At 70.5% G+C, this 22,692-nt stretch carries 20 protein-coding genes; 12 read left to right on the top strand and 8 right to left on the bottom strand.

The window, feature by feature from the left end; genetic code table 11:
• The first annotated feature begins 170 nt into the window (after positions 1–170).
• Genes ACFY12_RS29135 through ACFY12_RS29120 form a run of 4 tightly spaced genes read left to right on the top strand, consistent with a single transcriptional unit; the run spans position 171 to position 4,032 of the window.
• Entirely contained in the window at positions 171–314 is a 144-nt protein-coding gene (locus tag ACFY12_RS29135; protein ID WP_390718886.1) for a hypothetical protein, read from the top strand.
• Positions 315–339: 25 nt separating this feature from the next.
• Entirely contained in the window at positions 340–1,122 is a 783-nt protein-coding gene (locus ACFY12_RS29130) for an ATP-binding cassette domain-containing protein (protein ID WP_390718885.1), read from the top strand.
• Entirely contained in the window at positions 1,094–3,337 is a 2,244-nt protein-coding gene (locus ACFY12_RS29125; protein ID WP_390718884.1) for a YhgE/Pip family protein, read from the top strand. The genes ACFY12_RS29130 and ACFY12_RS29125 overlap by 29 nt, the downstream gene beginning before the upstream one ends.
• 5 nt (positions 3,338–3,342) lie before the next feature.
• The gene (locus tag ACFY12_RS29120) at positions 3,343–4,032 is read left to right on the top strand and encodes a TetR/AcrR family transcriptional regulator (RefSeq protein WP_390718946.1); all 690 of its coding nucleotides are present in this window, start codon (positions 3,343–3,345) and stop codon (positions 4,030–4,032) included.
• A gap of 151 nt (positions 4,033–4,183) precedes the next feature.
• On the opposite strand, the gene speB is transcribed toward ACFY12_RS29120, so the two are convergent.
• Positions 4,184–5,167, bottom strand: coding sequence for an agmatinase (gene speB, locus ACFY12_RS29115; RefSeq protein ID WP_390718883.1), 984 nt, complete (start codon positions 5,165–5,167; stop codon positions 4,184–4,186).
• Between the two features lie 239 nt (positions 5,168–5,406).
• On the opposite strand from speB, the gene ACFY12_RS29110 reads away from it, so the two are divergent.
• Both ACFY12_RS29110 and ACFY12_RS29105 read left to right on the top strand, forming a co-directional pair.
• Positions 5,407–6,207 (top strand): phosphatase, encoded by an 801-nt coding sequence (locus ACFY12_RS29110; protein ID WP_390718882.1) that lies wholly within the window; start codon positions 5,407–5,409, stop codon positions 6,205–6,207.
• Positions 6,208–6,343: 136 nt separating this feature from the next.
• Positions 6,344–6,532, top strand: coding sequence for a hypothetical protein (locus ACFY12_RS29105; protein WP_390718881.1), 189 nt, complete (start codon positions 6,344–6,346; stop codon positions 6,530–6,532).
• A 154-nt stretch (positions 6,533–6,686) separates the two neighbouring features.
• Here the strand turns inward: ACFY12_RS29105 and ACFY12_RS29100 are convergent, their stop codons facing one another.
• The 5 genes from ACFY12_RS29100 to ACFY12_RS29080 all read right to left on the bottom strand — a co-directional run bounded on the left by ACFY12_RS29100 (position 6,687) and on the right by ACFY12_RS29080 (position 11,075).
• Complete coding sequence (locus ACFY12_RS29100) at positions 6,687–7,019, bottom strand: Lsr2 family protein (protein ID WP_390718880.1); 333 nt, start codon at positions 7,017–7,019, stop codon at positions 6,687–6,689.
• A gap of 383 nt (positions 7,020–7,402) precedes the next feature.
• A complete protein-coding gene (locus ACFY12_RS29095; RefSeq protein ID WP_390718879.1) occupies positions 7,403–8,062 on the bottom strand; it encodes a CatB-related O-acetyltransferase in 660 nt (219 codons plus the stop codon).
• Between the two features lie 169 nt (positions 8,063–8,231).
• Complete coding sequence (locus tag ACFY12_RS29090; RefSeq protein WP_390718878.1) at positions 8,232–9,128, bottom strand: acyl-CoA thioesterase; 897 nt, start codon at positions 9,126–9,128, stop codon at positions 8,232–8,234.
• Between the two features lie 7 nt (positions 9,129–9,135).
• A complete protein-coding gene (locus ACFY12_RS29085; RefSeq protein ID WP_390718877.1) occupies positions 9,136–10,293 on the bottom strand; it encodes an acyl-CoA dehydrogenase family protein in 1,158 nt (385 codons plus the stop codon).
• Between the two features lie 98 nt (positions 10,294–10,391).
• Positions 10,392–11,075, bottom strand: coding sequence for a TetR/AcrR family transcriptional regulator (locus tag ACFY12_RS29080; protein WP_390718876.1), 684 nt, complete (start codon positions 11,073–11,075; stop codon positions 10,392–10,394).
• A gap of 173 nt (positions 11,076–11,248) precedes the next feature.
• On the opposite strand from ACFY12_RS29080, the gene ACFY12_RS29075 reads away from it, so the two are divergent.
• The 4 genes from ACFY12_RS29075 to ACFY12_RS29060 all read left to right on the top strand — a co-directional run bounded on the left by ACFY12_RS29075 (position 11,249) and on the right by ACFY12_RS29060 (position 17,199).
• Entirely contained in the window at positions 11,249–12,892 is a 1,644-nt protein-coding gene (locus tag ACFY12_RS29075; protein ID WP_390718945.1) for a carboxyl transferase domain-containing protein, read from the top strand.
• Between the two features lie 119 nt (positions 12,893–13,011).
• Positions 13,012–15,087, top strand: a complete 2,076-nt coding sequence (locus tag ACFY12_RS29070) for a biotin carboxylase N-terminal domain-containing protein (RefSeq protein WP_390718944.1) — start codon at positions 13,012–13,014, stop codon at positions 15,085–15,087.
• Complete coding sequence (locus ACFY12_RS29065) at positions 15,084–16,025, top strand: hydroxymethylglutaryl-CoA lyase (RefSeq protein ID WP_390718875.1); 942 nt, start codon at positions 15,084–15,086, stop codon at positions 16,023–16,025. Before ACFY12_RS29070 ends, ACFY12_RS29065 begins: the two co-directional genes overlap by 4 nt.
• Positions 16,026–16,035: 10 nt before the next feature.
• Complete coding sequence (locus ACFY12_RS29060; protein ID WP_390718943.1) at positions 16,036–17,199, top strand: acyl-CoA dehydrogenase family protein; 1,164 nt, start codon at positions 16,036–16,038, stop codon at positions 17,197–17,199.
• A 269-nt stretch (positions 17,200–17,468) separates the two neighbouring features.
• Here ACFY12_RS29060 and ACFY12_RS29055 read toward each other — a convergent pair whose 3' ends face one another.
• Positions 17,469–19,082, bottom strand: coding sequence for a beta-N-acetylhexosaminidase (locus ACFY12_RS29055; protein ID WP_390718874.1), 1,614 nt, complete (start codon positions 19,080–19,082; stop codon positions 17,469–17,471).
• 182 nt (positions 19,083–19,264) lie between these two features.
• Here ACFY12_RS29055 and ACFY12_RS29050 point away from each other — a divergent pair, with 182 nt between their 5' ends.
• Entirely contained in the window at positions 19,265–19,555 is a 291-nt protein-coding gene (locus tag ACFY12_RS29050) for a hypothetical protein (protein WP_390718873.1), read from the top strand.
• A gap of 76 nt (positions 19,556–19,631) precedes the next feature.
• Positions 19,632–21,458, top strand: coding sequence for a glutamine--fructose-6-phosphate transaminase (isomerizing) (gene glmS, locus ACFY12_RS29045; protein ID WP_390718872.1), 1,827 nt, complete (start codon positions 19,632–19,634; stop codon positions 21,456–21,458).
• Positions 21,459–21,768: 310 nt separating this feature from the next.
• Here glmS and ACFY12_RS29040 read toward each other — a convergent pair whose 3' ends face one another.
• The gene (locus ACFY12_RS29040; RefSeq protein WP_390718942.1) at positions 21,769–22,290 is read right to left on the bottom strand and encodes a universal stress protein; all 522 of its coding nucleotides are present in this window, start codon (positions 22,288–22,290) and stop codon (positions 21,769–21,771) included.
• Positions 22,291–22,692 lie beyond the last annotated feature (402 nt).

The following is a 22,692-nucleotide window of genomic DNA, read 5'->3' as shown; positions in this document are numbered from 1 at the left end:
CCCCGCCGTGCCCCGTCTGCCGTGCCTGCCGTCTCCGCCACCCCATGCCTCCCACGCACCACGCATCGACGTCTGTCGAACGTCTTCGCCAGGCACCAACACCGCGGCCGCCGGATTTCATCCCGCCGCAACAAACCGGCCGGGCCACCAGCGCGTACGGCACTCGCCCCGTGACGACCGGCGACCGGGCGAACTGGATGAACCGGATGAAATGCATGAACTCGACGGCGACTTTCAGCCAGAACCGCGCCATCGCGCCAATCGGCCACCCGATTGGTCAAGAGGGGCACCCGTACGGCACACTTTTAGACTGACCAGTCAGATCAAAAGGGAGGTTGTGTGAACACCACCCGCCAGGGGGCGGCGGTCAACGCCAGGGGCATCGGGGTGATGGGTCCACGCGGATGGGCCTTCAGAGGCGTCGACATCGCCGCCGACCCGGGGTCCCTGATCGCCATCCAGGGCCCCTCGGGCTCCGGACGCACCTGTCTGCTGCTCGCCCTCACCGGCCGGATGCGGATCAAAGAGGGCCAGGCGACGGTCGCCGGCTTCCCGCTGCCCAAGCGGATGGGTACCGTGCGCGGCCGCACCGCCATCGCCCACGTACCGGGTATCTCCGACCTCGAACCGGCCCTCACGGTCGGCGAACACCTCAAGGAACAGGCCCTGCTGGGCCGGCGCGCCAAGGGCTCGCTCCCTTGGGGCAAGCGCCACAGGGAAGCCACCCGGGCCCGGATGGACGCCGCCCTCGCGGCCGCCCGGCTCGATCCCGCCACCCTCGCGAAGGGCCTGAACACCACCGTCCGCGACCTGGAGCGGCTGGAGGCGCTGCGGCTGTCGATCGCGCTCGCGGTGATGCACGGCCCGCGCCTGCTCGCCGTCGACGATGTCGACCTCAAGCTGTCCGCGGACGAACGCGCCCAGGCCTGGCAGCTGTTGCGCGACCTCGCGCACGAGGGCACCACCGTCGTGGCGGTCGGTAGCGAGGCCCCCGCGGACGCGCTGATCGTCCGCACCACGCCTCACACCGCCCACACCGCCCACACCACCGACACCACCGACACTGAGACCAAGACCGAGGAGGAACCGGCGCATGCGTTCGCCGAGACTGGCCGCGCTTGAGCTCAGGCGCTTCAGCAGGGGCAAGCTGCCCCGGCTCGGGCTGGTCGCCCTGATGCTCATCCCCCTGCTGTACGGGGCTCTCTACCTCTTCTCCTTCTGGGATCCGTACTCCCGTCTCGACAAGATCCCGGTCGCGCTCGTCAACGAGGACGAGGGCGCGACCGCGGACGGCAAGAAGATCGCAGTGGGCGATGAGATCGCCAAGAAGGTGCACGACAGCGGCAAATTCGACTGGAAGGAAGTCACCGCCGCCGACGCCGCGAAGGGCATCGAGGACGGCACGTACTACCTGTCGCTGACGGTCCCGTCGGACTTCAGCCGGCGCATCGCCTCCAGCTCCGGCGACTCCCCGGAGACCGGCGCACTCCAGGTCCGCACGAACGACGCCAACAGCTACATCGTCGGCTCGATCTCCAAGACCATCTTCTCGGAGCTCCGCGCCAAGGCATCGGCTGGCTCCTCCCGGCAGTTCCTCGACAAGATCTTCGTGTCGTTCTCGGATCTGCACGACCAGACGAAGAAGGCGGCGGACGGAGCCGGGAAGGTCGACGAGGGCCTCGGCACGGCCAAGGACAAGACAGGCCAGCTGGCGGACGGCCTCGACAAGCTCAATGACGGCTCGGGCACGCTGCACGACAAGGCCGGTCAGCTGAGCGACGGTGCGGGGAAGGTCAATGACGGCGCCGGCAAGCTGAGCAAGGGAGCTGGCGAGATCAACTCCCGTACCTCCGAGGCTAGCGCGAAGGCCAAGGAGCTGAGTGACGGCGCGGGCCGAGTGGCGGCCGGCACCCAGCAACTCGCCGACAAGGTCAACGAGTTCGCCTCCGGCAATGAACTCGCCTTCATCAAGAAGCATGGCAAGGAAATCGGGGAGGTCGCAAAGCTCGCCGCCGACGGCACCCAGCGTCTGGCCGACTGGCTCGACAAGCTGCCCGGCGAAGTCGACGGTGCCGCGAAGGACCTGCGTGGGAAGGCCGACCGGCTCGCCGCGGGGTACCGCGAGAAGTGCAGCGCCTCCTCCGACAATCAGCTCTGCCCCCTCTTGAAGGAGGCGGCCGACACCACGGCCGACGCCGCCGACAGGGTGGAACAGCTCAGCAAGAACGCCCCCTCGGACGTGAAGGACCTGCAAGCCAAGCTGCGCGAGCTCCACGAGGGTGCCACCATGCTCGCCGCGCAGGCGCCGGGCGCCGCACAGCAGGCGGACACCGCGATCCGTGCCATCAACAAGCTGAACGCCGGGGCCAAGCAGGTGTCCGACGGCGCGGGCCGGTTCGCGGTCGGCCTCGGCCAGCTCGCCAATGGCACGAGCCAGCTCGCCGACAAGTCCGGTGAACTGGCCGACGGCGCAGGCAAGGTAGCCGATGGCAACCGCCGCCTGACCGACGGCGCAGGCGAGCTGCACAACAAGCTCGGCACCGCCGCAGACGGCGCCGAGAAGATCAGCGGCGGCCTCTACAAGCTCAAGGACGGCACCAACACCCTCGCCACCAGCCTCAGCGGCGGCGTGGACAAGATCCCCGACTACGACAAGGACGCCCGCGAGCACCGCACCGACGTCATGTCCGACCCGGTCAAGCTCGCCTCCCAGTCCCTGCACAAGGCGCCCAACTACGGCACCGGCCTGGCGCCGTACTTCATCCCGCTCTCCCTCTGGGTCGGCGCGATGGTCGCGTACATGCTGCTCCAGCCGCTCGGTAAGCGGGCGCTGGCCGCCGGCGCGCCCGGCTGGCGTGTCGCGCTCGGCTCCTGGCTGCCGGCGTTCACCATCGGCGTCGTCCAGGTCCTCGCGCTGATGGCCGTACTGCACTTCGCCCTCGGCCTGGAGATGGAGCGCGCCGCCGGAACCATCGGCTTCCTGCTGCTGGCCACGGCCTGCTTCACCGCCATCATCCAGTTCTTCGGCGCGAAGCTCGGCCCGGCCGGCCGGGTGCTCACCCTGGTCGTGCTGATGCTCCAGCTGACCTCGGCGGGCGGTACGTACCCGGTGCAGACCAGCCCCGGGTTCTTCTCCGCCATCCACCCCTTCCTGCCGATGAGTTACGTCGTCGACGGCCTGCGCCGTCTGATCACCGGCGGCGACCTCGCCATCGTCTGGCAGGGCAGCGCGGTCCTCGCGGCCTACACCCTCGGCGCGCTGGCGCTCACCGCCCTCGCGGCGCGCAGCCGGCAGGTCGTACGGATGAAGGACCTGCATCCGGAGCTCTCTCTGTGAGCGCCGTGATCCGCAGTGCCGCCGCCGCGGCCCCCACCAAGGGGGCCGCGGCCGGCGGGCGCCGCGCGGCCACCCGCAACAAGCTCTTCGCCGCCGCTGTCCCGCTCATCGCCGAACAGGGCTTCTCCGCCACCACCGTGGACGAGATCGCCGAGCGCGCCGGCGTCGCCAAGGGCACCGTCTACTACAACTTCGCCAGCAAGGAGGTCCTGTTCGAGGAGCTGCTCCGGCACGGCATCGAGTTGCTGGCCGCCTCACTCCAGAACACGGCCGACGAGGTGGCGGCGCGCGGCGGCAGCGCGGTCGACACCCTGGACGCGATGGTCCACAACGGGCTGGAGTTCATCTCCACCTATCCGGCGCTGATCCAGCTGTACGTGGCCGAGCTCTGGCGTACGAACCGGGCCTGGCAGTCCACGCTGACGACCGTACGGGGACGTGCCGTCGCGGTCGTCGAGTCCGTACTGGGCCAGGGAGTGGACAGCGGTGAACTCAGCGACGAGATCGACATCTCCCTCACCGCCTCCGCGCTCTTCGGCATGGTGCTGGTCGCGGCGCTGGACTGGCAGTCCTACCAGCCGCACCGCTCGCTCGACGACGTCCACGCGTCGCTCTCCCTGCTGCTGCAGGGGCGAGTGGGTGGCGGCGCCATCGGTGCCGGGCGGGCGGTAGCCGCCCCGTCACCTGGACACTGACGACCGCCTGGACCCAGGTGCGGTACGCCGAAGGGGCTGACTGATCCCGATCAGTCAGCCCCTTCGGCGTGTAAGTCAGCCCCTTCGGCGGGTAAGTCAGCCTCTTCGGCGGGTAAGTCAGCCCCTCGACGCGGCGCTGTGCCTCTCGGCGCTACCGTGCGGCGGCGATCTGCCGCGACATGATCGTCGTCAGCTCGTACGCCGTGTGCGAGGCGGCCACACAGGTGATCTCCGCGTGGTCGTACGCCGGGGCGACCTCGACGACGTCCGCCGAGACCAGGTTGCAGGACGCCAGCCCGCGCAGGATCTCCAGCAGCTCGCGGGAGGTCAGGCCGCCGGCCTCGGGGGTGCCGGTGCCGGGCGCGTGGGCCGGGTCGAGCACGTCGATGTCGATGGAGATGTACAGCGGCCGGTCGCCGATCCGCTGCCGCAGCTGGTCGGCGACCTCGTCCACGCCACGCCGCATGACATCGGCGGAGGTGACGATGCCGAAGCCCATCTTCTCGTCGTCGTCGAGGTCCTTCTTGCCGTAGAGCGGGCCGCGGGTACCGACGTGGGAGAGCGCCGAGGTGTCGAGGATGCCCTCCTCCACCGCGCGCCGGAACGGGGTGCCGTGGGTGTACTCCGCGCCGAAGTACGTGTCCCAGGTGTCCAGGTGGGCGTCGAAGTGGAGCAGCGCGACGGGCCCGTGCTTCTTCGCCACCGACCGCAGCAGCGGCAGCGCGATGGTGTGGTCACCGCCGAGGGTCATCATGCGGGCGCCGGTGGCGAGCAGATCGTCGGCCGCGGCCTCGATCGTCTCCACCGCCTCGTTGATGTTGAAGGGGTTCGCGGCGACGTCGCCCGCGTCCGCGACCTGGGCGAGCGCGAACGGGGAGGCGTCCTGCGCCGGGTTGTACGGCCGCAGCAGCCGCGACGCCTCGCGGATGGCGTTGCCGCCGAAGCGGGCGCCCGGGCGGTAGGAGACGCCGGTGTCGAAGGGGACACCGACGACGGCCACGTCGGCCCGGCCCCCGACCTCGTCGAGGCGGGGCAGGCGGGCGAAGGTGGCCGGCCCGGCGTAACGCGGGATGCGGGAGGAGTCGATGGGGCCGACGGGCCCGCCGGCGGCGGAGGCGCTTGCTGCGGTGGTCATGAGCCCGAGGGTAAGGAGGAGCGCGAGGAAAGAAACATCGACATTTACGACAGAGATCAGCGCGGCCCTCGACGTTTTGTCCATCCATGCATCGGCTGCATCGGCATCCGCAGGCATACAGCGGGCATACATGGGTGTACATGGGCGTACGTCAGCGTGCGCTCAGCGTCCACGCCTCGGAACTCCCCCACCCCGAAACGTACGGCCGAGGAAACACAGAGCCGGGCACAATGGCTGCTATGCCGATATCCTCCGCAACCGCCACCCCTTCCCGCGCCGCGCTGATCGATCATCTCGTCCGTACCCGGATCGCCGGCGACGTGGCCACCCCCCGCGAGAACAACCTCGACCACTACCGCAGGCTCGCCAACGGTGACCGCCACTACTGGTTCGGCCTGGAATTCGGCGACCGGTGGGCGGACGAGCAGGACGTGCTGGCCGTGATGGCGGAGCGCTGCGGGGTGAGCGACGATCCGCACCACCGGCAGGGGCAGGACACCATCGACCCGGAGCTGACGGTGGACGCGCTGGACCGTGCGGCGGCGGTACTGCGCAAGGCGGCGGCCGACAGGCAGCGGGTGCTGTTCGCGACCGGCCACCCGGGCGGGCTGCTCGACGTGCACCGGGCGACGGCGGCGGCGCTGCGTACGGCGGGCTGCGAGGTCGTCGTCATTCCGGACGGGCTGCACACGAACGACGGCTTGGTCGTCCAGTTCGCGGACGTGGCGGTGCTGGAGCGCGGGGCGACGCTGTGGCACACCCACTCCCCCGAGCCGATGGCCGCGATCCTGGACGGGCTGGAGCGCGAGGGCCGGCCGCAGCCGGATCTGGTGATGGCGGACCACGGCTGGGCGGGCTGCGCCGGCCGGCGCGGCATCGAGGCGGTGGGCTTCGCGGACTGCAACGACCCGGCCCTGTTCCTGGCCGAGGCGGAGGGCACCCTCCAGGTCACCATCCCCCTCGACGACCACGTCCTCAGCCCCCGCTACTACGACCCGCTGACCGCCTACCTCCTGAACGCGGCGGGCCTGTCGGCCTGAGCGATTCCCGGGCACTGTCAACGAGCCCATGCCGATCCATCCGTACGGCCGGCTGCCGGCCGATATGCGAGCTCCCCGCGGAAGTGCGACGCTGAGCGAAAAGCGATCCACGATCTCACCCTTGAGGATGAGCGGCATGGCTAAGCATTCCAAGGCACAAGAGGCCGGCGAACAGGCCGACGCCAAGCGGCGCGAGGAGCGGAAGAAGACGGCGCAGCGCACCGGTCGCGCTTCCGACGCCGACAAGGCGTGGCAGGAGAAGTTGCGCCAGCAGCAGGAAGAGCAGGACCGGCGCGACACCTTCGACGCGAATTACGAGGTGTGAGCCGGGAGGGGAAGGCCGGTCCCGACGCGCCGAGCCTGCCTCCGCTCCGGTAGCGACGAAGCCCGAAGCCCCTCACGACACGACACATGGACGAAGCCCCTCATGACACATGAGGGGCTTCCCTTTCTCGGTGTATCGGTGATTTACCAGTGACTCAGTGAGCCTTCTGGAACGCCTCACGGATTTCGGCGGGCACCCGGCCACGGTCACTGACCTCGTAGCCGCTCTCCTTCGCCCACGCCCTGATGCGGGCGGTGTCCTCACCGTTGACGGCAGCCCCCTTTCGGGCGGCGGCCTTGCGGGCCCTCCCCGTCTTGCGGGCGGCCTTCATGAACGGGCCGAATGCCTGGAGCATCTGTTCGTAGCTGTCCGGACCCAGATCGATCTCGTAGCTCACACCGTCAAGCGTGAAGGTGTGTGTTGCAGCCTCCGAGGACTCTTCACCCGTGAGGTCATCCGTGTAGATGGTGACAATCTTCTGTGCCATGGCCGAATCATAGGCCCAGAAAGGAGAGTGAGCCCCCGGTACGTGTGGGCAGCACACAGATGGCCACACCACCCCGCCACCCACGCCCCCGGAAGCACGGACGGCCACCATCAGTGTGATGTACGGGCCGACAGGCCCGAAACCAGGCTGTCGTGAATGCGCCGGGCGGTTCCTGTGTCATGTCAGAGTCGCGAACACCGGTTTCCCAGCGGAATACCACTCTCGCATCGGCGTATTCAGGTTCAGTGACGTGGCAGCGTGATGCGTCTTCACCAATGGCCCTCAGTGCCACCGGTGTTGTCGTTCCTGGAATCCATGGGGCATGCCCTGGCCAAAGGTGGGGTCGTCTCGAAATCTCGTGCTGACGTACAAGGCCGGTGGGCCTACTGCTCCTTCGGGGCCGCGGCTTCCAGGGCGTCGAGGCTGCCGGACATGATCGTGCGGAGGTGTTCAGTGATGTGCGAGGCCGGCCAGTCCCACCAGGCGAGGGTCAGGAGGCGGGCGATGTGCTCGTCGGTGAAGCGGCGGCGGATGAGTTTGGCCGGGTTGCCGCCGACGATGCCGTAGTCGGGGACGTCGTCGACGACGACGGAGCCGGAGGCGATGATGGCTCCGTGGCCGATGCGGACGCCGGGCATCACCATGGCCCCGTGCCCGAACCAGACATCGTTGCCGACCACGGTGTCACCGCGGCCGGGCAGGTCCGTGATGAGGTCGATGTGCTCGGTCCAGGAGCCGCCCATGATGGGGAAAGGGAACGTCGAGGGGCCGTCCATGCGGTGGTTGGCGCCATTCATGACGAAACGCACCCCCGTACCCAGCGCGCAGAACTTCCCGATGACCAGTTTCTCCGGCCCGTAGTGGTACAGCACGTTGCGGGTCTCGAACGCGGTCGGGTCGTCCGGGTCGTCGTAGTAGGAGAACTCGCCGACCTCGATGAGCGGGGAGGTGACGAGCGGCTTGAGCAGCACCACCCGCGGCTGCCCGGGCATCGGGTGCAGCACGGTCGGATCAGCGGGAACGGCGGGAACGGCTGGCGTCATGATCGGTTTCCTCATACGTCGTACGTCACGCGTCACGCGTCATGCGTTATGCGTCATGCGTCGCGGACTGGCCGGACCATGATCGCAAAGCGTGCCCAGGTGCACCACTGAGTTGTCTCCGCCTCCCCTACGACTCCCCGTACACCTACGCCTCCACCTCCACCCCCACCTACGCCCGCGGTACGCGGATCACGCCCTCCTGGATGACCGATACCGCGAGTTGGCCGTCGGCGGTGAAGATGCGGCCCTTGCCGAGGCCCCGGCCGGACTGGGCGGTGGGGGACTCCTGGTCGTAGAGGAGCCATTCGTCGGCGCGGAAGGGGCGGTGGAACCACATCGCGTGATCCAGTGATGCCCCGACGACGTCGCCGACGGCCCAGCCGCCCCGGCCGTGGGCCAGCAGGACCGAGTCCAGCAGGGTCATGTCGGAGACGTAGGTGACGAGGCAGATGTCGAGGAGCGGGCGGGGGATGGCGCCGCCGGCTGCCTCGTCGAGCTTGCCCTGGGCGCGGAACCAGACCTGGGAGCGGGGGGCGCGGGGCTCGCCGGCGGTGGCGAACGGCGGCTCGTCCACGTAGCGGAGGTCGATCGCGGCGCGGGCCTCCACCAGCCGGTCGGCGACGCTCCGGTCGACGAAGCGGTCGGCGTAGCGGGGCAGCATCTCGGCGGCGGTGGGCAGGTCGAGGGGGTCGGGGGCCGGTGGCATCGGCTCCTGGTGTTCGAGCCCCTCCTCGGGCGCCTGGAAGGAGGCGGAGAGGTGGAAGACCGGCTGACCGTGCTGGACGGCGACGACCCGGCGGGTGGTGAAGGACCGGCCGTCGCGGATCCGGTCGACGGTGTAGACGATGGGTGCGCCGGGGTCGCCCGGGCGCAGGAAGTACGCGTGGAGGGAGTGTGCCGGCCGATCGGCGGGGACCGTGCGGCCGGCCGCGACCAGGGCCTGGGCGGCGACCTGGCCGCCGAAGACCCGGGGCACGATCGAGGCGTGGCTCCGGCCGCGGAAGATGTCGTGCTCGATCCGCTCCAGAGCGAGCAGATCGACCAGGGACTGGAGTGCCTCACTCATGGGACGGCTACAGGCCCATGGACTTGGCGATGATGGACTTCATGACCTCGCTGGTGCCGCCGTAGATCCGGTTGACGCGGTTGTCGGCGTACAGGCGGGCGATCGGGTACTCGTTCATGAAGCCGTAGCCGCCGTGCAGTTGGAGGCAGCGATCGATGACGCGGTGGGCGGCCTCGGTGCAGAAGAGCTTCGCGGAGGCGGCCTCGGCCGGGGTCAGCTCGCCCGCGTCCAGGGCTTCCAGGGCGCGGTCGGCGACGGCCTGGGCGGCGTCCACCTCGGCCTGGCAGGCGGCGAGTTCGAACTTGGTGTTCTGGAAGGCGGCGACCGGCTTGCCGAAGACGGTCCGCTCCCGCACGTACTGCTGCGCGAACCGGACGGCGGCCCTGGCCTGGGCGTAGGCGCCGAAGGCGATGCCCCAGCGTTCGGAGGGGAGGTTCTGTCCGAGGTAGGAGAAGCCCTTGTTCTCCTCGCCCAGCAGATCCTCGACGGGCACCTTGACCTCGACGAACGCCAGCTCGGCGGTGTCGGAGACCTTCAGGCCGAGCTTGTCGAGCTTGCGGCCGACGGAGTAGCCCTCGGAGGCGGTGTCGACGGCGAAGAGGGAGATGCCGAAGCGGCGGTCGTCCTCGCGCGGGGCGGAGGTGCGGGCGCAGACGATGACGCGGTCGGCGTGGACGCCGCCGGTGATGAAGGTCTTGGCGCCGTTGAGGACGTAGTGCGTGCCGTCGTCGGAGAGCTTCGCGGTGGTCTTCATGCCCGCGAGGTCGGAGCCGGTGCCCGGCTCGGTCATCGCGAGCGCCCACATCTCCTCGCCGGTGACGAACTTCGGCAGGTAGCGCTTCTTCTGCTCGTCGGTGGCGAGCGTCTTCAGGTACGGCAGGCCCAGCAGCACGTGCACCCCGGAGCCGCCGAAGGAGACCCCGGCGCGGGCGGTCTCCTCGTACATCACGGCCTCGAACTTGTGCGAGTCGATGCCGGCGCCGCCGTACTCCTCGGGGACGCGGATGCCGAAGACGCCGAGCTCGGCGAGCTTGCGGTAGAAGTCGCGGGGCACCTGTCCGGCGGCGTACCACTCGTCGTAGACCGGTACGACCTCGGCTTCGATGAACGCGCGGAGGGTCGCGCGGAACGCCTCGTGGTCCTCGTTGAACACCGTACGGCGCATGGCCTTGGCCTCCTTCGCCGACGCCCACCCGGCTAAGCGCTTGCTCAGCCGCTCTGCGCAGCGAAAGCTACCGGCCGGTCACCAAAGCTGTCCAGGGGTCAACGAAAATCCGAGCGGCCGGAGGCCAGGAGAGCGCCCTCCGCGTCCGGGCCGTCCGCTCCCGGCCCGTCGGCGCCCGGCCCGTCCTCCACCGCCACCGCCCCGAACGCCCCCAGCGCCAGCCGGTGCAGCAGCTCGGCCATCTCCGTACGGCCCGGAAGGGAGCCGGGGCGGCCCAGGTGGGGGGTGGAGTTGAGGAGGCCGAAGACGGCGTGGACGGCGGCGCGGGCCCGGGACTCGGAGGGGCCCGGGTGAACCCGGCGGACCACGTCCACCCACAGCTCGACGTACTGCCGCTGGAGCCGGCGCACCCGCTTGCGGTCGGCCTCGCGCAGCCGGTCCAGTTCGCGGTCGTGCACGGTGATCAGCGGCCGGTCGTCCAGCGCGAAGTCGATATGGCCGTCGATCAGCGCGTTCAGCACCGCCTCGGGGTCCTCGCCACCCTCCGCGACCCGCATCCGGCCGCCGTCCAGCAGCCGCTCGCTGATCCCGACCAGCAGCTCGGCGAGCATCGCGTCCTTGCCTGCGAAGTGCCGGTAGAGGCCGGGGCCGGAGATGCCCACGGCCGCCCCTATCTCGTCCACGCCCACACCGTGGAAGCCGCGCTCGGCGAACAACCGGGCGGCCTCCTTGAGGATCTGCTCGCGGCGGCTGCTGGGGGCGGAGGGCTGTGCGGTACTCATGCCGTCGATTGTAGACAGCCGGGTTAGTGGTCGTTAACCTGAAGGAAATGAGGTTAACGGACATTAACCAAGGTCGGCGGAGACCGGACCACGGCCCGGACGACGGCCCGGACGCCGCGGTCGCGGCGCCGGGGCGGGCAACCGGGCAAGGGCGAGCAAGGGGGCTCATGGCGATGGAGCAGGCACCGGTGCTGGGCAGCAACGGCGGACCCCTCGGACGAGGCCCCCGGGACGATCCGGCGTCCGACTCCTGGAAGGCCAACGAGGCCGCGCACCGCGAGCTCGCCGCCGCACTGCGCGAGAAGCTCGCGGCGGCCCGGCTCGGCGGCGGCGAGAAGGCCCGGGCACGGCACACCGCGCGCGGCAAGCTGCTGCCGCGGGACCGGGTGGACGCCCTGCTGGATCCGGGATCGCCCTTCCTGGAGGTGGCGCCGCTGGCCGCGGACGGGATGTACGGCGGGGCCGCGCCGGCCGCCGGGGTGATCGCCGGCATCGGGCGGGTCTCCGGCCGCGAGGTGGTGATCGTCGCCAATGACGCCACGGTCAAGGGCGGTACGTACTACCCGATGACGGTGAAGAAGCATCTGCGGGCGCAGGAGATCGCCCTGGAGAACCGGCTGCCGTGCCTGTATCTCGTGGACTCCGGCGGGGCCTTTCTGCCGATGCAGGACGAGGTCTTCCCCGACCGCGAGCACTTCGGGCGGATCTTCTACAACCAGGCGCGGATGTCGGAGCGGGGCATTCCGCAGATCGCCGCGGTACTCGGCTCGTGCACGGCCGGAGGCGCGTACGTACCGGCCATGAGCGACGAGGCGGTGATCGTACGGAACCAGGGCACGATCTTCCTGGGCGGACCGCCGCTGGTGAAGGCGGCCACCGGCGAGGTGGTCACGGCCGAGGAGCTGGGCGGCGGGGAGGTGCACGCCCGGACGTCCGGTGTCACCGACCATCTCGCCGAGGACGACGCGCACGCGCTGCGCATCGTCCGGACGATCGTCTCGACGCTCGGCGCGCGCGGGCCGCTCCCCTGGACGGTGCGGCCCGTCGAGGAGCCCGCGGTGGATCCGGCGGGGCTGTACGGCGTGGTGCCGGTGGACTCCCGTACGCCCTATGACGTCCGGGAGGTGATCGCGCGGATTGTGGACGGTTCGCGGTTCGCCGAGTTCAAGGCGGAGTACGGAACGACGCTGGTCACCGGCTTCGCCCAGATCCACGGCCATCCGGTCGGCGTGATCGCCAACAACGGCATTCTGTTCTCCGAATCGGCCCAGAAGGGCGCGCACTTCATCGAGCTGTGCGACCAGCGCGGCATCCCGCTCCTGTTCCTCCAGAACATCTCCGGGTTCATGGTCGGGCGGGACTACGAAGCGGGCGGGATCGCCAAGCACGGCGCCAAGATGGTCACGGCGGTGGCCTGCACGCGCGTGCCGAAGCTGACGGTCGTCATCGGCGGCTCGTACGGCGCGGGCAACTACTCCATGTGCGGCCGGGCCTACTCCCCCCGCTTCCTGTGGATGTGGCCGAACGCCAAGATCTCGGTGATGGGCGGCGAGCAGGCCGCGTCCGTCCTGGCGACCGTCAAGCGCGACCAGCTGGAGGCGCATGGCGAGGAGTGGAGCACCGCGGACGAGGACGCCTTCAAGGCGCCGATCCGCGAGCAGTACGAGACCCAGGGCAACGCCTACTACGCGACCGCGCGGCTGTGGGACGACGGGGTCATCGACCCCCTGGAGACCCGGCAGGTACTGGGGCTGGCCCTGACCGCCTGCGCCAACGCCCCCTTGGGCGAGCCGCAGTTCGGCGTCTTCCGGATGTGAGGGAGTGCAGGGAGTGCAGGGAGGAGTGAGGAAGTGCGGGGAGGAGTGAGGGAGTGCGGGGAGGAGTGAGGGAGTGCGGGAGGAGTGAGCGAGTGCAGGGAGCGAGGGAGCAGATGAGCATGTTCGACAGCGTCCTGGTCGCCAACCGCGGCGAGATCGCCGTCCGCGTCATCCGTACGCTGCGCGCCCTCGGCATCCGCTCGGTCGCCGTCTTCAGCGATGCGGACGCGGACGCCCGGCATGTCCGCGAGGCCGATACGGCGGTACGGATCGGACCGGCGCCCGCCACCGAGAGCTATCTGTCCGCCGACCGGCTGCTGGCGGCCGCCGCGCGCACCGGCGCCCAGGCCGTCCACCCCGGGTACGGCTTCCTCGCCGAGAACGCCGCCTTCGCCCGGGCCTGCGCGGCGGCCGGGCTGGTCTTCATCGGCCCGCCTGCCGAGGCCATCGACCTGATGGGCGACAAGATCCGGGCCAAGGAGACGGTCCGGGCGGCCGGGGTCCCGGTCGTACCCGGCTCCTCGGGCGGCGGCCTGGACGATGCCCAACTTGCCGCCGCGGCACGGGAGATCGGCATGCCGGTGCTGCTCAAGCCGTCCGCGGGCGGTGGCGGCAAGGGCATGCGGCTGATCCGGGAGGAAGCGCGTCTGGCCGAGGAGATCGCCGCCGCCCGGCGCGAGGCCCGCGGTTCCTTCGGCGATGACACCCTCCTCGTCGAGCGCTGGATCGACCGGCCACGGCATATCGAGATCCAGGTGCTGGCGGACGGCCACGGCAATGTCGTCCATCTCGGCGAGCGCGAGTGCTCTCTCCAGCGGCGGCACCAGAAGGTCATCGAGGAGGCGCCCTCGGTCCTGCTGGACGAGGCCACCCGCGCGGCGATGGGCGAGGCGGCGGTGCAGGCGGCCCGCTCCTGCGGGTACCGGGGAGCGGGGACGGTGGAGTTCATCGTCCCTGGCAGGACCACGCCTTCCGGGGGGACGCCCCCCGGTCCCCCCGGCTCCCCCGTCACCTCGTTCTTCTTCATGGAGATGAACACCCGCCTCCAGGTGGAGCACCCGGTCACCGAGCTCATCACCGGATACGACCTGGTGGAGTGGCAACTCCGGATCGCCGCCGGGGAGCGGCTCCCCTACGCCCAGCGGGATGTTGCCCTCACCGGCCACGCGATCGAGGCGCGGATCTGCGCCGAGGACCCTGCCCGCGCCTTCCTGCCCACCGGCGGCACGGTCCTGGCACTGCACGAGGTGCAGGGAGACGGAGTACGTACCGACTCCGGCCTCTCCGAGGGCGCGGAGGTGGGCAGCCTCTACGACCCCATGCTCTCCAAGGTCATCGCGTACGGACCGGACCGCCCGGCCGCACTGCGCACCCTGCGGGCCGCGCTGGCCCGGACCGTCACGCTCGGCGTGACCACCAACGCCGGCTTCCTGCGGCGGCTGCTCGCCCACCCCGATGTGGTCTCCGGGGAGCTGGACACCGGCCTGGTGGAGCGGGAGGCGGCCGGGCTGGTGGACGGCGCGGTGCCCGAGGAGGTGTACGCGGCGGCCGCGGCGGTACGGCAGGCCGCGCTGCGGCCGCGGGTGCCCGAGGGCGGCTGGCGCGATCCGTTCGCGGACCCGAGCGGCTTCCGGCTGGGCGGCGAGGCGGCGCCCGTACGGCACTGGCTGCGGGTGCCGGGCCAGGAGCCGGTGGCGTACGACCTCCCGCCCGGCGCCCCTCTGGACGTCGCACCGGACACCGTACGGGTGAGCGTCGACGGCGTCCTGCACACCTTCCACCGCAGCGGCGACTGGCTCGGCCGGGACGGCGACTCCTGGCATGTCCAGGATTACGACCCGGTGGCGGCGACGCTGGCCGGGGCCGCCGGGACGCACGGCGCGGACACCCTCGCCGCACCGATGCCGGGCACGGTCACCGTCGTCAAGGTGGCCGTGGGCGAGGAAGTCTCCGCGGGTCAGGGCCTGTTGGTGGTGGAGGCGATGAAGATGGAGCACCTCATCTCCGCGCCGCACGCCGGGATCGTCACCGAGCTGGACGTCACCGCGGGCAGCACGGTCGCCATGGACCAGGTCCTGGCCGTCGTTGCGCCGCACGAGCAGACGCCCCACGACCAGATGCCGCACGACCAGATGCCGCACGACCAGATGCCGCACGAGCGGATGCCGCACGAGCGGACGGAGGAGACGCCGTGACCGCCACCGGACTTCCCATGACCGTGCCCGCCGAGGAGCTGCCGGCCCGGGTGACGGTCTACGAGGTCGGCGCGCGCGACGGCCTCCAGAACGAGAAGGCCGTCGTGCCGACCGAGGTCAAGGCGGAGTTCATCCACCGCCTGGCGGCCGCCGGCCTGCCGGTGGTGGAGGCCACCAGCTTCGTCCACCCCAAGTGGGTGCCCCAACTCGCCGACGCGGAGCGACTGTTCCCCCTCCTCGGCGACCTCGATCCGCGGCAGCTCCCGGTGCTGGTGCCCAACGCACGCGGTCTGGACCGTGCGCTCGCACTGGGCGCCCGCCGGGTCGCGGTGTTCGGCAGCGCCACCGAGTCGTTCGCCAAGGCCAACCTCAACCGGACGGTGGACGAGGCGCTGACGATGTTCGAGCCGGTCGTCGCCCGCGCCAAGGACGCCGGGGTCCACGTCCGCGGCTACCTGTCGATGTGCTTCGGGGACCCCTGGGAGGGCCCGGTGCCCGTCGCGCAGGTGGCACGGGTGTGCCGCGCACTGCTCGACATGGGCTGCGACGATCTGAGCCTGGGCGACACCATCGGCGTCGCCACCCCCGGCCATGTCCAGCATCTGCTCGCCACCCTGGACGAGGCGGGGGTGCCCACCCCCCGTATCGGCGTGCACTTCCACGACACCTACGGGCAGGCCCTCGCCAACACCTTCGCGGCACTCCAGCACGGCGTCACCACCATCGACGCCTCGGCGGGCGGCCTCGGCGGCTGCCCGTACGCCAAGAGCGCCACCGGCAACCTCGCCACCGAAGACCTGGTGTGGATGCTGCACGGCCTCGGCATCGACACCGGGATCGACCTGGACCGGCTGACCGCCACCAGCGTGTGGATGGCGGGGGTGCTCGGCCGTCCGAGCCCCTCGCGCACCCTCCGAGCCCTCTCCCACAAGGAGTGACCTCATGTCCCTGGACCACCGTCTCCCCGAGGAGCTGGAAGAACTCCGGCGTACGGTCGAGGCGTTCGCGCACGACGTCGTCGCACCGAAGATCGGCGAGTACTACGAGGCCCATGCGTTCCCGTACGAGATCGTGCGGGAGATGGGCCGGATGGGCCTGTTCGGCCTGCCGTTCCCCGAGGAGTACGGCGGGATGGGCGGCGACTACCTGGCACTCGGCATCGCCCTGGAGGAGCTGGCCCGGGTCGACTCCTCGGTGGCCATCACTCTGGAGGCCGCGGTCTCCCTCGGTGCCATGCCGATCCACCGGTTCGGCACGGAGGAGCAGAAGCGGGAGTGGCTGCCGAAGCTGTGCAGCGGTGAGCTGCTCGGCGCCTTCGGCCTGACCGAGCCGGACGGCGGCTCGGACGCGGGCGCCACGCGGACGACCGCGGTGCGGGACGGCGGGGACTGGGTGATCAACGGCAGCAAGTGCTTCATCACCAACTCCGGTACGGACATCACCGGGCTGGTCACGGTCACCGCCGTCACCGGCCGCCGGGCCGACGGCAGCCCGCTGATCTCGGCGATCATCGTGCCGTCCGGCACACCGGGCTGCACGGTCGGCGCCCCGTACTCCAAGGTCGGCTGGAACGCCTCCGACACCCGCGAGCTGTCCTTCACCGACGTCCGCGTCCCCGCCGCCAACCTGCTGGGCGAGGAGGGCCGCGGCTACGCCCAGTTCCTGCGGATCCTCGACGAGGGCCGGATCGCCATCGCGGCGCTGGCCACCGGCCTGGCGCAGGGCTGCGTGGACGAGTCGCTGGCGTACGCCAAGGAGCGGCGGGCCTTCGGGCGGCCGATCGGCGGCCACCAGGCGATCCAGTTCAAGCTCGCCGACATGGAGATGCGCGCCCACACCTCCCGGCTCGCCTGGCGTGACGCCGCCTCCCGGCTGGTGCACGGCGAACCGTTCAAGAAGGAGGCCGCGCTGGCCAAGCTCTACTCCTCCGAGATCGCGGTGGACAACGCCCGCGAGGCCACCCAGATCCATGGCGGCTACGGCTTCATGAACGAGTACCCGGTCGCCCGGATGTGGCGGGACGCCAAGATCCTGGAGATCGGCGAGGGCACCAGCGAGGTCCAGCGGATACTGATCGCACGGGAGTTGGGGCTTGGCGGGGAGGCCTCGTAGTTCGCGGGGTCCGTAGTTTGCGGGGCCCGTAGTTTGCGGGGTCCGTAGTTTGCGGGGTCCGTAGTTTGCGGGAAGGCCTCGTAGTTTGCGGGGAGGCCCCGTAGGGGTTGGTCGAACAGATCCCCTAGGGGATGCGAGCGCCCCCTGCGGGGCCACAACGTGGCGGGTGTCGGTGGTATTCCCGATTCCCGGGCCCGCCACGTGAGCCGAATCAGCAGCCGAATCAGCCGAGTCCCCACCGGGGCGCCCCTACCTGGTCGGCGACGCCCCTACCTGGTCGGCCAGGGCACTTCCGGCGAGCGGTAGTAGTGGACGCCCTGGGCGTCCCAGCGCGGCCCCTGGGCGGCCAGCCGCTCCCGGTACGCCGCCCAGTCGTGGGTGTCCGCGGGGGACCAGCCGAGTTCGGCGATGCCCGGCAGCCGCGGGAAGGTCATGTATTCGAGGTCCGCGGAGGTGGTGAGGGTCTCGGACCACAGGGGCGCCTCGACGCCGAGGATCGCCTCCCCGGGCGCGCCCTCGAGGTAGTCGCCGGGGTCCCAGTCGTAGGAGCGCCGGACGCCCACGTACCCCGCCCAGTTGGTACCCAGCGGGCTGTCCTTGTCGTACTTCATGTCGAGGTAGGCGTGGTCGGCGGGCGACAGGATGATCCCCGTCCCGCGCTTCGCGGCGTCGACGACCTGCGCGCGCTCCGGTGCGCCCGTCTTGTCATGGCCCCAGTACTGGGCGACGGCGCCGTCCGCCGGGCGCGCCCCGGTCAGCTGGTGCCAGCCGATCACGGTCTTGCCGTACTTGGCGACCACCGCCTGGGCCCGGTCCATGAAGGCGGCATAGTCCGAGTGGCTGGTGGAGTGCGCCTCGTCGCCGCCGATGTGGAGGTACCGGCCGGGGGTGAGCGCCGCGATCTCCCGGATGACGTCGTCGATGAAGTCGTAGGTCACCTTCTTCGGCACGCACAGTGAGCTGAAGCCGACGCTGGTGCCGGTATAGAGGGGCGGGGCCTTGCCGTCGCAGTTGAGCTCGGCGTACGAGGCGAGGGCGGCGTTGGTGTGGCCCGGCATGTCGATCTCGGGGACGACGGTGAGGTAGCGGTCGGCGGCGTAGCGGACGATCTCGCGGTAGTCGTCCTTGGTGTAGTGGCCGCCGGGGCCGCCGCCGACCTGGGTGGAGCCGCCGTAGGTCGCCAGCCGCGGCCAGGAGGCGAGGGCGATCCGCCAGCCCTGGTCGTCGGAGAGGTGCAGGTGCAGCGTGTTGATCTTGTACTGGGCGAGCTGGTCGATATAGCGCTTGACCTGGGCGACGGTGAAGAAGTGCCGGGAGACGTCGAGCATCGCGCCGCGGTGGGCGAAGCGCGGCCGGTCGGCGATGGTGCCGCCGGCGATCCGCCACGGCCCGGGCTGCTCGGTGCGCCGCTCGATGGCCGCGGGCAGCAGCTGGCGGAGGGTCTGTACGCCGCGGAAGAGGCCGGCGGGCCGGGCCGCGGTGATCGTCACCCCCCGCGTGCCGGAGTCCAGGCGGTAGCCCTCGGCGCCCAGTCCCCGGGCGTGGCGGCCGCCGAGCCGCAGCACGATGCCATCGCTGCCGCCGCGCGCCGTCACCGGCAGGGCGTACCCCGTGGCCGGGCGCAGCAGGCCCGCCAGGTAGGTGGCGATCCGCCGGCTCTCCCACGATCCTCCGCCGGGCACGCGGATGCGGGTGTCGTCGCCGAGGGTGTACGGGCGGCCGCCCGGCCGTACGGACGCCGGGGCGGGCACGATCCGGTCGAGGGGGACGGTGGCAGTGGCGGCCGCCCGGGCCGGGTGCGGGGATATGGCGGCCGTGGCCGTGGTTCCCATCCCCGCCGCCGCGACCATCAGCAGCGAGAACAGCATGCGTCGTCGTCTCATCGGCGGTCCCTTCGGCGAACGTCGGATCACGCATGGCATGGAGCGACGGAACGGTGACCATGCGTACCGTGAGCCTGATATCCGGTCAAGGTTGCGGCCAGTTTCCGGCGGCCAAACCGGGTACCTGCCCGATTCCGGGCAGATTTCTTGCGAATCTTGGTCTCGCACCGCAGTATCTACGGGTGCTCGAACGCCGTAACCACAGCGCAGACGCGCCACACGAAGACCTGGTGGACCACCTTGTGCGCAGCACACCGCTGCAGCGCGGTGAGGCCGCCCGGGTGGTGCTGGACGTGCTGGCGTACTTCGGCGAGACGACGGAGGAGTTCGTCCGCCGGCGCCACCGCGAGCTGCAGTCCCAGGGGCTGCGGAACGAGGAGATCTTCGAACGAATCCGCCGTGAGATGCCGCACCGGGCCGTGACACCGCCCGACCTCTCGGCTCGCCAGCTGCGCCGCCTGGTCTACGGCTGACCGACCTCACGTCGGTCACGCATTCACATTCACATTCACGTCATTCACACAGCTAACGTTCTCGGAGGGTCACTGTATGTGCGGAATCGTCGGGTATATCGGCAAGCGTGATGTCGCTCCGCTGCTGCTGGAGGGCCTGCAGCGCCTGGAGTACCGCGGCTACGACTCCGCCGGTATCGCCATCCACGCGAGCGGCACCGGCAAGGCCGCGGGCCTGAGGACCGCCAAGGCCAAGGGCCGGGTCCGGGAGCTGGAAGCCCGGCTGCCGAAGCGGTTCGCCGGCACCACCGGCATCGCGCACACCCGCTGGGCCACCCACGGCGCGCCCACCGACGACAACGCCCACCCGCACGTCGACACCGAGGGCAAGGTCGCCGTCGTCCACAACGGCATCATCGACAACGCCGCCGAACTGCGCGCCCGGCTCACCGCCGACGGCATCGAGTTCGCCTCCGAGACCGACACCGAGGTCCTCGCCCACCTCATCGGCCGCTCCCAGGCGGAGACGCTGGAGGAGCGGGTCCGCGAGGCGCTGCGGCACATCGAGGGCACCTACGGCATCGCCGTCCTGCACGCCGACTTCGCGGACCGGATCGTGGTCGCCCGCAACGGCTCCCCCGTCGTTCTCGGCATCGGCGAGCACGAGATGTTCGTCTCCTCCGACGTCGCCGCGCTGGTCTCGCACACCCGCCAGGTCGTCACCCTCGACGACGGCGAGATGGCCACCCTCAAGGCCGACGACTACCGCACCTACACCACCGACGGCTCCCGTACGACGGCGACGCCGGAGACCGTCGAGTACGCGGCCGAGTCGTACGACCTGGGCGGCCACGACACGTACATGCACAAGGAGATCTCCGAGCAGGCGGACGCGGTGGACCGCGCGCTGCGCGGACGGATCGACGACCGCTTCTCCACCGTGCACCTCGGCGGCCTGAACCTGGACGCCCGCGAGGCCCGGACCATCCGCCGGGTGAAGATCCTGGGCTGCGGCACCTCGTACCACGCGGGCCAGATCGGCGCGCAGATGATCGAGGAGCTGGCCCGGATCCCCTCCGACGCCGAACCGGCGTCCGAGTTCCGCTACCGCGACCCGGTCGTGGACCCCGACACCCTGTACGTGGCGGTCTCCCAGTCCGGTGAGACCTACGACGTGCTGGCGGCCGTCCAGGAGCTCAAGCGCAAGGGTGCGCGGGTGCTGGGCCTGGTGAACGTGGTCGGCTCGGCGATCGCCCGGGAGACCGACGGCGGTATCTACGTGCACGCCGGCCCCGAGGTCTGCGTCGTCTCCACCAAGTGCTTCACCAACATGGTGGTGTCGTTCGCGCTGCTCGCCCTGCACCTGGGCCGGATCCGCGACCTGTCCGTCGCGGACGGCAAGCGGATCATCGAGGGCCTGCGCAAGCTGCCCGGCCAGATCGACGAGATCCTCAAGGGCGAGGAGCAGGTCAAGAAGCTCGCCGCCCACTACGCGGACGCCAAGTCGATGATGTTCATCGGCCGGGTGCGCGGCTACCCGGTGGCGCGCGAGGCCTCGCTGAAGCTCAAGGAGGTCTCGTACATCCACGCCGAGGCGTACCCCGCCTCCGAGCTCAAGCACGGCCCGCTGGCGCTCATCGAGCCCGCGATGCCGACCGTGGCGATCGTCCCGGACGACGACCTGCTGGAGAAGAACCGCGCCGCGCTGGAGGAGATCAAGGCCCGCAGCGGCCGCATCCTGGCCGTCGCGCACCAGGAGCAGGAGAAGGCCGACCACACCGTCATCGTCCCGAAGAACGAGCCCGAGCTGGACCCGATCCTGATGGGCATCCCGCTCCAACTGCTCGCCTACCACACGGCGTTGGCGCTGGGCCGGGACATCGACAAGCCCCGCAACCTCGCCAAGTCGGTCACGGTGGAGTAGTCGCGCACGGGGCGGTGGCGTCGCGCGCGTGCCACCTGACGCACGCGACGCCGCCGCCTCCCCTATGCCGGCGTCGCCCATACGCCGGCAGGATGCCGCCGCCCCGGAAACCGTCACATCCCGGCCGGCAGCACGCGGTTGCCGTGCGCGCGACCGCCGGGCCCGTGGAGCGGCGCGCCCACATAACCGCTTTCTACCCCTCACAAGGGCACAATCCACCTCTTCGGCCAGGAGAGATGGAGAAAGAGACGGAGAAGAGGCCACAAGAGGTGGGGCAAGGGGCGTGCCGCGCAGCGCCGATGACGCCGTCTCAGGGAATGACGATCACCGGACGCTGCGCCCGGCGGGCCAGCCGGCCGGCGACCGAGCCGAAGATCCGGCCGACGATGCCGTGCGTGGAGCCGACCACGATGGCGTCGGCCTCGTACTCCCGGCCGACCTCCTCCAGCTCGTGGCAGATGTCCCCGCCGCGCTCGACGAGGATCCAGGGCACCTCGCTGAGGTGGTCGGCGCAGGCCAGCTCCAGCCCGAGCACCTCGGTGCGGTGATCGGGGACGTCCACGAAGACCGGGGGCTCACAGCCGGCCCAGACCGTCGTGGGCAGCCGGTTGGCCACATGGACGATGATCAATCCGGAGTTGTGGCGCCGCGCGATACCGATTGCATACGCCAACGCCCGCTCGCTCGACATGGACCCGTCGAAGCCGACCACCACTCCGTGCCGGAACGCGGGGTCGCAGGAGCTTCGCGTCTCTTCCGCCGCTTCGAGGTCCGCCGTCGGATCGGCGACCTGCTTGCGGTCCGCTGGTTCAGGGGATTCGTGACCGGCCATGGGTGTCTCGGCGAGGACGTCCTGTTGCGGTGGGGCGAACGGGGAACGGCGATTGACTTGATCCGGCAGTTGACTGAGCTGGCTCGCTCGAGATGCGGAAGCCATAGTTCAAAGGGGAACGATACGACTGGGAATCATCTTCCCAAGCCGTTACCCCAAGAGTACGGCGCCACTCCTCCACTGCCCAGAGCCCGCCCGGGCACCCGGTGCCCGTGCGAGATGGCGAGGAGGTTCGAACGTTCCCCGGAGCATGCCGGAGCGTGGCGCGGATGGCAATGGCCCGGCGTGCCCCTGTACGTACCCCTCGTGGTGACCCGCGATCGCCGCCGGCGTTGTAGTAGCAGGCCGTCCGGAGGGGAGCCCGAGGTGCCGCAGCGACCCGACAGATCACCCGACCCAGTG

The sequence above is a fragment of the Streptomyces sp. NPDC001339 genome (assembly GCF_042895955.1).
Lineage (GTDB): Bacteria > Actinomycetota > Actinomycetes > Streptomycetales > Streptomycetaceae > Streptomyces.
The sequence above is the reverse complement of the archived record's forward strand: the minus strand, read 5'-3'. Positions and strand labels throughout refer to the sequence as shown.